This is a genomic window from Halomonas sp. SL1 (assembly GCF_003030865.2).
Taxonomy (GTDB): domain Bacteria; phylum Pseudomonadota; class Gammaproteobacteria; order Pseudomonadales; family Halomonadaceae; genus Halomonas; species Halomonas halophila.
In genome coordinates this window covers 62,695-74,466 of record NZ_PYUQ02000016.1, presented here as the reverse complement: position 1 = coordinate 74,466, position 11,772 = coordinate 62,695, and the positions used below count along the sequence as shown (strand labels likewise).

Sequence of the window (11,772 nt, the reverse complement as noted above, 5' to 3'; positions counted from 1 at the left end):
ATGCAACACTATCTGAGCCTGTTCGTCGCCTCGGTCTTCGTCGAGAACATGGCCCTGGCGTTCTTCCTGGGCATGTGTACCTTCCTGGCGGTGTCCAAGAAGGTCTCCTCGGCCTTCGGCCTGGGCATCGCGGTCATCGTGGTGCTGACCATCACCGTGCCGGTCAACAACCTGTTGCTGACCTACCTGCTCGAAGAGGGTGCCCTGACCTGGACCGGTCTGGCCGGGGCCGAGAACATCGACCTGTCGTTCCTCGGCTACCTGAGCTACATCGGCGTGATCGCGGCCATCGTGCAGATTCTCGAGATGTTCCTCGACAAGTACGTGCCGGCGCTCTACAACGCCCTGGGCGTGTTCCTGCCGCTGATCACCGTGAACTGCGCGATCCTCGGTGCGACCCTGTTCATGTCCGAGCGCAACTATGACCTCGGTGAATCCGTGGTCTACGGCCTCGGCGCCGGGGTGGGCTGGGCACTGGCCATCACCGCGCTGGCCGGTATCCGCGAGAAGCTCAAGTACAGTGACGTGCCGGCCTCCCTGCAGGGCCTGGGCATCACCTTCATCACGGTGGGCCTGATGTCGCTGGGCTTCATGTCCTTCTCCGGCATCCAGCTCTGAGGCGGCTTCCGGCGGCGCGTGTGGCGCGCCGCCGGTGTGACCAGTCAATGCTAGCAATAGGAAACCGACATGGTTGATACAACAGTCATCTTGCTCGGTGTGGTCATGTTCACCGTGATCATCATCGGTCTGACGGCGGTGATCCTGGCCGCCCGCAGCAAGCTCGTCAGCACCGGGGACGTGACCATCGAGATCAACGAAGATCCCGATCACACCCTGACCACCCAGGCCGGCGGCAAGCTGCTGAACACCCTGGCCGCCAACGGCATCTTCCTGTCCTCCGCCTGTGGTGGCGGCGGCTCCTGCGCCCAGTGCCGGTGCCGCGTGGAAGAGGGCGGTGGCTCCATCCTGCCCACCGAGGAGTCCCACTTCACCCTGCGCGAGAAGAAGGAAGGCTGGCGCCTGTCCTGCCAGGTGCCGGTGAAGCAGGACATGAAGATCGAGGTGCCCGAGGAGGTCTTTGGCGTCAAGAAGTGGGAATGCGAGGTCATCGAGAACCCCAACGTCGCCACCTTCATCAAGGAGCTCAACCTGCGTCTGCCCGAAGGCGAGGACGTGGCCTTCCGTGCCGGCGGCTACGTGCAGCTGGTGGCGCCGCCCTATGACGTCAAGTTCTCCGACTTCGACATCGAGGAAGAGTACCGCGGCGACTGGGAGAAGTTCGGGCTGTTCAACGTCTCCCACAAGAACGACGAGGAAATCATCCGGGCCTATTCCATGGCGAACTACCCGGAAGAGAAGGGCATCCTCAAGTTCAACATCCGTATCGCCACGCCCCCGCCCAACACCAACCATCCGCCGGGCCTGATGTCCACCTACGTCTTCAGCCTGAAGCCGGGTGACAAGGTCACGGTGATGGGGCCCTTCGGCGAGTTCTTCGCCAAGGACACCGACGCCGAAATGGTGTTCGTGGGCGGCGGTGCCGGCATGGCGCCGATGCGCAGCCACATCTTCGACCAGCTCAAGCGTCTCGATACCAAGCGCAAGATCAGCTTCTGGTACGGCGCGCGCTCCTGGCGCGAGACCTTCTACAACGAAGAGTACGACCAGCTGGCCGAGGAGCACGACAACTTCGACTGGCATCTGGCGCTGTCCGATCCGCAGCCCGAGGACAACTGGGAAGGCCCGACGGGCTTCATCCACAACGTCCTCTACGAGAACTACCTCAAGGACCATCCGGCTCCCGAGGACTGCGAGTTCTACATGTGCGGACCGCCCATGATGAACGCCTCCGTGATCAAGATGCTGCTGGATCTCGGGGTCGAACCCGAGAACATCATGCTCGACGACTTCGGCGGCTGATCGCCCCACGGCGACCGTCAGGGCTGGCCTCCGGGCCAGCCCTGATTGGTTCCGCCGCCCGATATGCCTCCCGTCAGGCGGCATATCAGGCGACGGCACCCTTCAGTGGCAGCCCTTCCCGGGGATCACTGCGGCGCTGACGTGGTCCCAGGGGCAACACCCTTTCTGCGAACTCGATGGAGCACTCTATGGGCACCTTTCTCGTGGTACTGGTCTTCATGCTGGTGATCATGGCCGCCATGGCCATCGGCGTCATCGTCGCCCGGAAGCCGATCGCCGGCAGCTGCGGCGGACTCAACAAGCTCGGCCTCAAGGAAGGCTGCGAGGTCTGTGGCGGCCAGGACGAGGTCTGCGAAGAGGAAAATCGCAAGCGCCAGGGCGGTGCTCGCCGCCGCAGCGACGAGAGCCGCGGGGCGGATCTCGGCTACGACGCGACCCGCCGCTAGTCGCATCGGACCCATCCGGGCGAGGGGCGAGGAGCGACGTGGCAGGGCTCCTCGCCCTTTCGCGTTTCGGGAAGTCGATGACGACCGTCCCCCGTCTTTTTCAGGCAAACAGGAGAGCGAAGGCTTCATGGCAGTCCATAACTACGATGTGGTGGTGATCGGCACCGGGCCGGCCGGCGAGAGCGCGGCCATCAATGCGGCCAAGCACGGCAAGCGCGTGGCGGTGGTGGAGAAGCAGCCCGTGGTGGGCGGCAACTGCACCCACTGGGGCACGATTCCCTCCAAGGCGCTGCGCCACCAGGTCAAGCAGATCCTGTCGTTCAACACCAATCGTATGTTCAGGGACATCGGCGAGCCGCGCTGGTTCTCGTTTCCGAAGGTCATGGAGCGTTCCCGCGTCACCATCGACCAGCAGGTGGCGATGCGGACCAACTTCTATGCGCGCAATCGCATCGATCTGTTCAGCGGCGTGGCGCGCTTCAAGGACGCCCATACCCTGATCGTGCGCGGCGAGGGCGAGAGCGCCGACGAGCTGGTAGCCGAGCGGATCATCATCGCCACCGGCTCGCGGCCCTACCGGCCGGCCGACATCGATTTCAAGCACCCGCGCATCTACTGCTCGGACACCATCCTCGGACTCAACCACACCCCGCGCACCATGATCATCTTCGGCGCCGGCGTGATCGGCTGCGAATACGCCTCGATCTTCTCGGGCCTTGGGCTCAAGGTCGATCTGATCAACAGCCGCGACAGCCTGCTGTCGTTCCTCGATGACGAGATCAGCGATGCGCTGTCCTACCACCTGCGCAAGCACGGGGTGCTGATCCGCCACAACGAGGAGTACGAGCGGGTCGAAGGCGACGAGTCCGGCGTGACCGTGTACCTCAAGTCCGGCAAGCGGCTGCGCGCCGACGCCTTCCTGTGGGCCAACGGCCGCACCGGCAACACCGACGAGCTGGGGCTGGAAAACGTCGGCCTCGAGGCCAACGGCCGCGGCCAGCTGCAGGTCGACGATCACTATCGCACGGCGATTCCGCATATCTATGCCGCCGGCGACGTCATCGGCTGGCCGAGCCTCGCCAGCGCGGCCTATGACCAGGGGCTGAATGCCTGCGACGGGCTGCTTGACCGCGAGTATCGCTACGTCACCGAGGTACCGACCGGCATCTACACGATTCCGGAGATCAGCTCCTTCGGTCGCAACGAGCGCGAGCTTACCGAGGCCAAGGTGCCCTACGAGGTGGCGCAGGCGTTCTTCAAGGACACCGCCCGGGCGCAGATCACTGGCGACACGGTGGGCATGCTCAAGATCCTCTTCGATCAGGACACGCTGGAGATCTACGGTATCCACTGCTTCGGCGACCAGGCCTCGGAAATCGTCCATATCGGCCAGGCGATCATGCAGCAGGAGGGCGAGGCCAACACCCTCGAGTACTTCGTCAGCACCACCTTTAACTACCCCACCATGGCCGAGGCCTATCGGGTCGCGGCACAGAACGGGTTGAATCGGCTGTTCTGACGGCTGCCGGGAAGTCGTCGGCCGCATGGGACGACGGCGCCCCTCGGGGCGCCGTCGGTCGTTCATGCCAGTGATTGACGTAAGTCGTTGAGATCAGGCATCGGCGGGTGGTTCGCGATCCTGGTACCCGTAACACGGCGGTGAGCTGGGCTCTCGATCCAGGGCATCCTCTTCCTCCAGTGCCCTCAGCAGCGCCTCGCGCAGGATCGTCAGATAGGAGTCGTCCAGCTCACGGACGGCCGTGAGCAGCGTCAGGCGTCCGGCCCTGGCGTGGCGCATGAGTGGCACGAGGACGTCAGGATGGTCGCGCAGTTCGCCGCGATAGCGTACCGCGAACACGGCATCGCTGATCTCTCCCTCGTGGAACTGGCGCCGCAGGGTGGGCGAGGGCGAGGCATCGCGATACCAGTCGGCCAGCGCCAGCGACTCGCGGCGCTTGCCACGCGGCCACAGCCTGTCGACCAATACCCTGGCGCCGTCGTCGGGCTCGGGTGCCTGGTAGATCCGTTTGAGGACGATATCCGCGCTCATGCGTCACTCTCCGTCTCCAGCGCCTGTCGTTCCTGTCGGGCGCGTGCCTGCCAGGGGCCGGGCAGTGTCGCGGCACGAGACAGGGCCGTCCGGGCGGTGTCGAGGCGCCCCTGATCGGTGGCGACGATGCCCAGGTTCAGCCAGGCCGGCGCGAGCTCCGGGTCCGCGTCGACCGCGGCCTGAAAAGCCCTCATGGCGCCGTCGGCGTCGCCGGTGGCGTGTCGCGCGTTACCCAGAGCGAAGCGCACCGTGGCGGCCTTGGGATGGCGCTCGGCCAGGGCCTGCCAGGCGGGCAGGGCGTCCTCGCTCCCGTTCAGGGTCTCGAAATCGGCGATGGCCTGTGTGGCATTCTCGACTCCGGCATCGGCCGGCAGTTCGCCGGGCGGCAGGGCGACGAAGGCCCAGCGGTCGCTGCGTGCCCAGGTGGCATCGAAACGGCCGAAGTCGATGGCGCGCTCCGGTGTCATGCCGGTATGCAGCACCAGCTCCTCGGCCGGCAGGTCGTAGCCGATGGCGACGGCATAGTGCCACTGGGGCCAGGCCGGTAGTGACAGGTTCTGCATCACCACCACCGGATGGCCGGCGGCGAGCTCATCGAGCAGGCCCGCGAAGCCTCCGTCGAGGCGAAAGGGAATCAGCCCGTGGCGGCGCACCGTGGCCAGCATCTCCGGCTGTACGCTGCCGTCGCGGCCGGGCAGGAAGACCTGGGGGATCAGCTCGTTCACGCTCACGTCGAGGCCGGTGGCCTCGAGGGCCATGGCCAGCGAGGCCGGGCCGCACTGGTAGTCGCGCTGGCCGTGGAAGGGCACCGCCTCGTTGATTGCCATCGACGGCAGTGCCTGGCGGGTGGCGGGGGAAAGCGACGGGGTGGTGGCGCAGCCCGTCAGCAGCAGAAGCGTCATCACCAACGCAAGAACGCCCGCGGGGCGGGCGTTCTTGCGTCCGGCTGTAGAGGATAGGCCGGTCATGGGGAACTCCCGGCTTAGCGGGTGAACGGGTAGACGTCGGTGAGGCCGAGGATGTCGGTCACCAGCAGGATGATGAAGACCGCGAACAGGGCACCGACCACGCCGGCTCCGGCGGGCATCTGGTCGAGGCGGTCTGCCATCTCGCGGGCCTCGGCATCGGACAGGGCGGCCACGCGGTTATCCACCTCGGCCGGGGAGACGCCCTGGAGCAGCAGCTGCTGCTGCACGTCCTCGCGGGCCAGGACCCGGCGGATCTTGTCGCGATCCTGCTGGCTGGCCTGGGCGTCGAGCACCGAGGTGGTGCCGACCAGCCCCTGGTCGGCGGCAGGCACGGCGGCCACGGCCGGCAGGCTGCCGAGCACCAGGGCGAGGATCAGGAGCGGGCTTAAGAGTCGGGTGAGTCGTTTCATGCTGGCATTCCTTGTGTATCGGGATGGTCCGGCTCGGTGTCGCTCCACATGGGCGTCCTTGCGCCATGCCGGCGGCGATGCGGGGACAGTATAGGGGATAAGGGCGGCCGGTTTCACGCTTGGGCGTTGATTTCCAACCGGTTGCGTCCGTTCTGCTTGGCACGGTAGAGGCCCCTGTCGGCGCGCGAGTAGAGCTGAGCCAGCGTGTCCCCGCCGCCTCGGGTCGTGGCCAGGCCCAGGCTGATGGTCAGCCGTTGCTCGCCGGCCTGGCCGGGCAGGGGCAGGCCGGCCGTGGCCTCGCGCAGCCGTTCGCCCAGTTGTCGGGCGCCCTCCAGGCCGGTGTTCGGCATCAGCACGGCGAACTCCTCGCCGCCCAGTCGTGCCACCAGATCCGATTCCCGCCCCAGGCGGGCGAACTCGGCCGCCACGGCCTGCAGCACCGCATCGCCGGCCGGGTGGCCGTAGCGGTCGTTGAACCGCTTGAAGTGGTCGAGATCGATCAGCAGCAGGCTCAGCTCGCCGCCGTCGCGCCGGTTGAGCTCGAGATAGCGTTCCGCGACCTCCCACAGGCGGCGGCGATTGGCGAGCCGGGTGAGCTCATCGGTGACGCTCAGTTCGCGCAGCGACCGCCACTGGCGATGGATGCGTGCCAGCGCCAGCATCAAGGCGGCGGCCACCAGCAGCACCAGGATGACCAGCAGGACCACCGCCAGACTCAGCCATTTCATCAGTCGCTGCTGATCGGCGGCGGCACGGTGAACATCCTCCAGCAGGCTGCTGTAGGTCCAGGCGAGCGTGCTCTCCAGCTCGTGCCCCAGGCGATGAAGCCGCGGGACATCCATGTGGGTGCCACCGTCCGGCGCAGCGATCACCGATGCCAGCCGTTGGTACAGGGTTTCCGCCTGCGAGAGTTCGGCGAGCATGGGCGCATAGCGCGCCTCGCCGATCTCGCTGCGCGAGAGGCCCTGGCGGATGGTGCCGATCCGCTCGGGGACGCGCGCCACCAGGCTGGCGATCCGCGTCAGATGCCAGCGATGGTGGGGGTGGTTGCGCAAGGCGTTCAGCTCGAGCCGAAGCTCGGCGGTGTCTTCCTGGGCGCGCACCAGGTCGCCGGCCAGGGCCGAGTAGTCGGCCCCAAGGTGGCGACCGGCCTGGAGGCTGAAGGCGCCGGCCACGATGGCGCCGAGCGCCGCCAGCAGGCAGAAGCCCGCCAGCAGGCCGGAGCGCAGGCCGGGAGCCGGGGTCACCGCGCCTGGATTTCGCCGATGGCCCAGATCCACTGGCTCATCGGCGCTTCACCGGTCAGTGTCGCCTCGGCATCCGCCGGTACGATCAGCATCAGCGGCCCCAGCTCCTTCGGCGTGAGGGGATCGCCGTCCAGACGCGTGGCCAGCAGGAAACGCCGGGCCTCGCGATCGGCAGGCGTGAGGAAGCTGGTGTAGTCGTCCAGGGCGATGAAGCGCAGCCGTGAGGCCTCGTCGAGCTGCTGGTCCTCGAGGAAGTCATCCAGCCAGACGCCGCTGAAGGTGCCTTCGGGGCCTTCGAAGTGGCGCATCGTCACCTGGCCGGCGTCGCTTCGCTCGATCTCCTCGAGGGTCAGCTGGCGCGTCTCGGTACCGGTGCGGATGTCCAGGATCGGTTCTGCCGCCGACGCGACGGCGGGGCAGAGGGCGGCGGCGAGCAGGGCGGAGAGCATCAGGCGTCGTGGGAACATCGTGCAATGCCTCAACAAGGGGATGCCGATTATCATACCCCGAAGTCTGGTGCCTGTGGGCGTGGAGACCGTGCCCTGTCGATTCAACCGACGCGGTAGGAGTGAGGCGACTCGGCCAGCAGGCCGCGACCGCCGGCGAGCGTCAGGGCCAGGTCGTGCAGGCCCTCCCACAGCGGGATGGGGCTGGCGCCCTTGATCGCCAGATCCAGGCGCTGGGCGAACAGCAGCAGCTTGTGCAGGCGCTTCATGGGCAGGCGTTTCAAGGCCTGCTGGTAGGCAGGGCGGCGCTTGTCGAAGATCGGCGGCTTCTGTGCCTTGCAGGCGTGCTCCAGGCTCTGGCCTTGATCGAGATGCTGATGCAACGACAGCAGCAGCCGCAGCTCTCGGGTCAGCGCCCACAGCACGATCGGTGGCTCGACGCCCTCGCCGCGCAGGCCGGTCATGATCCGCGAGACCCGTGCCCGCTCGCCCTTGAGGCAGGCGTCCATCAGCGTGAAGACGTCGAAGCGCGCGCTGTCCTCCACGCCACCGGCGACCTGCTGGGGAGCGATGCGGGCGCCGGGCGGCGAGAGCAGGGCGAGCTTCTGCAGCTCCTGGTCGGCGGCCAGCAGGTTGCCCTCGGTGCGCTCGCCGAGCAGGCGGGCGGCATCGAGATCGAGGTTCAGGCCGTGGTGCGAAGCGCGATCGCGCAGCCAGAAGTGCAGACGCGAGACGTCCACCGGCCACACCGGGACGAACAGGCCGGCCTTGTCGAGCGCCTTGAACCAGGCGCTCTTCTGCTCGCGGTAGTCGAGCTTGCCGGCCGCCACCAGCAGCACGTTGTCGCTGTCGGCCATGCCCTCGGCGTACTCGCGCAGCGCCTTGGCGCCTTCCTGGCCTGGCTTGCCGTTGCCCAGGCGCAGTTCGATGAGCTTGCGCGAGGCGAACAGCGACAGGCTGGCGGACGCCTCGGTCAGCCGCCCCCAGGCGAAGTTGGCCTCGACGTGGAGCACCTCGCGTTCTTCGATACCCGCCTGGCGCGCCGAGGCCCGCACGGCGTCACAGGCCTCGCGGTGCTGGAGGGGCTCGTCGCCGGCGACGATCACCACCGGCGGCAGCGATTTGGCCAGCGCCGGCTCGAGCTTGTCGGGAAAGACCTTCACGACGACCTCAGTTCGGTGACAGGGCGCGCAGGCGATCCATCAGCCGCCGGACGCCTTCCCGACGCAGCCGCTCGGAGGCCGCTTCACGCAGCTCGTCGCCGACCAGCAGGTTGCTGTCGCTGATCGAATAGCGCTCGCTGACCTCCACGACCTGCTGGTCGAGCCGGTAGGCGCCGTCGCGACGGCGCTGGACCGAGAAGGGCACGCTCAGGGTCAGCTCGCGCTCCTGGCTGCCGCTGCTGAGCACGCCCAGGCGCTGTTCCTCGATGCGCTCGGCGCCGAGGTTGAGCACCATCGGCGCGTCGTCGCGGACCGCCACGCCGGCGGACTCGAGCCGCCGGGTGACCTGGCGCGAGAACTCGCCGGAGGCGCCGGCTACGGCCAGCGCCTCCAGGTCCAGGGCCGGCTCGTCGAAGCCGCGCAGCCGGAAGCCGCAGCCGCCGAGGGTGAGGCCGGCGGCGCCGGCCAGGGTGAAGCGCAGGAAGTCACGCCGTTGCATTTGGCTCTCTCCTTGGCCGGCGGTCGGCTCAGCCGACGACGATGTTGACCAGCTTGCCCGGGACCACGATCACCTTGCGCACCGTCTTGCCCTCGAGGTGGCGCTGGACGTTCTCGGCGGCCATGGCCTGGGCCTCGATGGCGGCCTTGTCGGCCTCGGCCGGCACCTCGAGACGAGCGCGCAGCTTGCCGTTGACCTGCACCACCAGCTCGATGGTGTCCCGGGCCAGGGCGGACGCGTCGACGGTCGGCCAGCGGGCGTCGATGGCCGGCTCGTCATGGCCCAGCTCGGCCCACAGCGCATGGCAGGCGTGGGGGGTGATCGGCGCCAGCAGCAGCACGCAGGCCTCGACGGCCTCGCGGGACACGGCCAGGCCGAGCGGGCTTTCATCCTCGAACTTGCCGATCGCATTGGTCAGCTCCATCACCGCGGCGATGGCGGTGTTGAAGGTGGTGCGTCGGCCGATGTCGTCGCTGGCTTTCTGGATAGTTTCGTGGGTCTTGCGACGCAGCTCGCGCTGATCGTCGTTCAGGGCGTCGACGTCGAGCTCGCCCGGGGTGCCGGCCTCGACATGCTCGGCCACCATTCGCCACAGGCGCTTGAGGAAGCGATGGGCGCCCTCGACGCCGGAGTCGGACCACTCGAGGGACTGCTCGGGCGGCGCGGCGAACATCATGAACAGGCGCACGGTGTCGGCACCGAAGCGGTCGATCATCGCCTGGGGATCGACGCCGTTGTTCTTGGACTTGGACATCTTCTCGATGCCGCCCATCTCCACCGGCTGGCCGTCTGCCTCGAGCACGGCGCTCAGCGGCCGTCCCTTGTCGTCGCGCTGGACGCTGACGTCGGCCGGGTTGAACCACTCCTTGCCGCCATTGGCCTCGGGGCGATAGAAGGTCTCGGCGATCACCATGCCCTGGGTCAGCAGGCGCTGGAACGGCTCGTCGGACTGGACCAGGCCGAAGTCGCGCATCAGCTTGTGGAAGAAGCGCGCGTAGAGCAGGTGCAGGATGGCGTGCTCGATGCCGCCGATGTAGAGGTCCACCGGCAGCCAGTAGTTGGCGCGCTCGTCGAGCATGGCCTCCGGGTTGTCGGCGCAGGCGAAGCGCGCGTAGTACCAGGAGGACTCCATGAAGGTGTCGAAGGTATCGGTCTCGCGCACCCAGCCGTCGCCCAGATCGCTGAACTCGGGCATCTTCTTGAGCGGCGAGCCGGAGGCGTCGACGGTGACTTCCAGCGGCAGGGCGACCGGCAGCTCGTCGTCGGTGAGCGGCACGGTCTGGCCCTCGGGGCCGTACTTGACCGGGATCGGCGCGCCCCAGTAGCGCTGGCGGGCCACGCCCCAGTCGCGCAGGCGGAAGTTGGTCTTGACCTCGCCGTGGCCTTGCTCGGCCAGGCGGGCGGCGATGGCGTCGAAGGCCGCCTGGAAGTCGAGGCCGTCGAACTCGCCGGAGTTGATCAGCACGCCGTGCTCATCAAAGGCGCCCTGGCTGAGGTCCGGTGTCTGGCCGTTGTCGTCGGCGATGACCGGCTCGATGGGCAGCGCGTACTTGGTCGCGAACTCCCAGTCGCGCTGGTCATGGGCGGGGACGGCCATCACCGCGCCGGTGCCGAACTCCATGAGCACGAAGTTGGCCACGTAGACCGGCACGCGACGCCCGGTGAGCGGGTGCACGGCCTGGTAGCCGGTGGCCATGCCCTTCTTTTCCTTGGTGGCGAGCTCGGCCTCGGAGGTGCCGCCGTGGGCGCACTCCTCGAGGAAGTCGGCCAGCTCGGCATTGCCCTCGGCGGCGGCCTTGGCCAGTGGATGCCCGGCGGCCACGGCGAGATAGGTCACGCCCATCAGCGTGTCGGGGCGGGTGGTGTAGACGCGCAGTGGCTCGAGGGCGTTGTCGTCATGGTCGGCGACGTCGAAGGCCAGCTCGACGCCCCTGGACTTGCCGATCCAGTTGCGCTGCATGGTCTTGACCTGCTCGGGCCAGTCGACCTTGTCGAGATCCGCCAACAGCTCATCGGCGTAGTCGGTGATCTTGAGGAACCACAGCGGGATGTCCTTGCGCTCGACCGGCGCGCCGGAGCGCCAGCCGCAGCCGTCGATCACCTGCTCGTTGGCCAGCACGGTCTGGTCGACCGGGTCCCAGTTGACCGTGGACATCTTCTTGTAGACCAGGCCCTTCTCGACGAGCTTGGTGAAGAACCACTGTTCCCAGCGATAGTAGTCGGCATCGCAGGTGGCGAACTCGCGGTCCCAGTCGTAGGCGAAGCCAAGCGCCTTGAGCTGGCCGCGCATGTAGTCGATGTTCTGGTAGGTCCACTCGCCGGGCGGCACCTGGTTCTTGATCGCCGCGTTCTCGGCCGGCATGCCGAAGGCGTCCCAGCCCATCGGCTGCAGGACGTTCTTGCCCTGCATGCGCTGGAAGCGGGAGACGACGTCGCCGATGGTGTAGTTACGCACATGCCCCATGTGCAGCTTGCCGCTGGGGTAGGGGAACATCGACAGGCAGTAGTACTTCTCGCGGCCGGCGTCTTCCACTGCCTTGAAGCAGGCGTTCTTCTCCCAGTACTGCTGGGCGTCGCGTTCGATTTCTCGGGGCTGGTATTGTGCGTCCATCGCTGTCTTCGG

The 11,772-nt window shown here is 67.4% G+C and carries 12 protein-coding genes; 4 read left to right on the top strand and 8 right to left on the bottom strand.

Translation table 11 applies throughout. From position 1 onward, the window contains the following. The 4 genes from nqrE to sthA all read left to right on the top strand — a co-directional run bounded on the left by nqrE (position 1) and on the right by sthA (position 3,885). A complete protein-coding gene (nqrE, locus tag C9J49_RS10520; RefSeq protein ID WP_046080206.1) occupies positions 1–618 on the top strand; it encodes an NADH:ubiquinone reductase (Na(+)-transporting) subunit E in 618 nt (205 codons plus the stop codon). 69 nt (positions 619–687) lie between these two features. Next, positions 688–1,920, top strand: coding sequence for an NADH:ubiquinone reductase (Na(+)-transporting) subunit F (gene nqrF, locus C9J49_RS10515; protein ID WP_046080207.1), 1,233 nt, complete (start codon positions 688–690; stop codon positions 1,918–1,920). Positions 1,921–2,108: 188 nt separating this feature from the next. Beyond that, positions 2,109–2,366: a (Na+)-NQR maturation NqrM gene (gene nqrM / locus C9J49_RS10510; protein ID WP_046080208.1), complete on the top strand. Its 258-nt coding sequence runs from the start codon at positions 2,109–2,111 to the stop codon at positions 2,364–2,366. Positions 2,367–2,493: 127 nt separating this feature from the next. After that, positions 2,494–3,885, top strand: a complete 1,392-nt coding sequence (gene sthA / locus C9J49_RS10505; RefSeq protein WP_046080209.1) for a Si-specific NAD(P)(+) transhydrogenase — start codon at positions 2,494–2,496, stop codon at positions 3,883–3,885. Between the two features lie 93 nt (positions 3,886–3,978). Here sthA and C9J49_RS10500 read toward each other — a convergent pair whose 3' ends face one another. From C9J49_RS10500 to leuS, 8 genes are all read right to left on the bottom strand, one after another. Next, positions 3,979–4,416, bottom strand: coding sequence for a DUF488 domain-containing protein (locus tag C9J49_RS10500; RefSeq protein ID WP_046080210.1), 438 nt, complete (start codon positions 4,414–4,416; stop codon positions 3,979–3,981). Beyond that, a complete protein-coding gene (locus C9J49_RS10495; protein WP_181454281.1) occupies positions 4,413–5,384 on the bottom strand; it encodes a PA2778 family cysteine peptidase in 972 nt (323 codons plus the stop codon). Before C9J49_RS10495 ends, C9J49_RS10500 begins: the two co-directional genes overlap by 4 nt. Positions 5,385–5,398: 14 nt before the next feature. Further along, positions 5,399–5,794 carry a PA2779 family protein gene (locus C9J49_RS10490; protein ID WP_107182048.1) on the bottom strand — a complete coding sequence of 132 codons (396 nt, stop codon included), beginning with the start codon at positions 5,792–5,794 and terminating at the stop codon, positions 5,399–5,401. Between the two features lie 113 nt (positions 5,795–5,907). Next, the gene (locus tag C9J49_RS10485; RefSeq protein ID WP_107182047.1) at positions 5,908–7,041 is read right to left on the bottom strand and encodes a diguanylate cyclase; all 1,134 of its coding nucleotides are present in this window, start codon (positions 7,039–7,041) and stop codon (positions 5,908–5,910) included. Then, the gene (locus C9J49_RS10480; RefSeq protein WP_146612983.1) at positions 7,038–7,508 is read right to left on the bottom strand and encodes a molybdopterin-dependent oxidoreductase; all 471 of its coding nucleotides are present in this window, start codon (positions 7,506–7,508) and stop codon (positions 7,038–7,040) included. The genes C9J49_RS10485 and C9J49_RS10480 overlap by 4 nt, the downstream gene beginning before the upstream one ends. A gap of 83 nt (positions 7,509–7,591) precedes the next feature. Continuing rightward, positions 7,592–8,650, bottom strand: coding sequence for a DNA polymerase III subunit delta (holA, locus tag C9J49_RS10475; protein WP_046080213.1), 1,059 nt, complete (start codon positions 8,648–8,650; stop codon positions 7,592–7,594). Between the two features lie 7 nt (positions 8,651–8,657). Continuing rightward, a complete protein-coding gene (gene lptE, locus C9J49_RS10470) occupies positions 8,658–9,149 on the bottom strand; it encodes an LPS assembly lipoprotein LptE (RefSeq protein WP_035596101.1) in 492 nt (163 codons plus the stop codon). 28 nt (positions 9,150–9,177) lie between these two features. Further along, complete coding sequence (leuS, locus tag C9J49_RS10465) at positions 9,178–11,760, bottom strand: leucine--tRNA ligase (protein WP_107182046.1); 2,583 nt, start codon at positions 11,758–11,760, stop codon at positions 9,178–9,180. Positions 11,761–11,772: the final 12 nt, after the last annotated feature.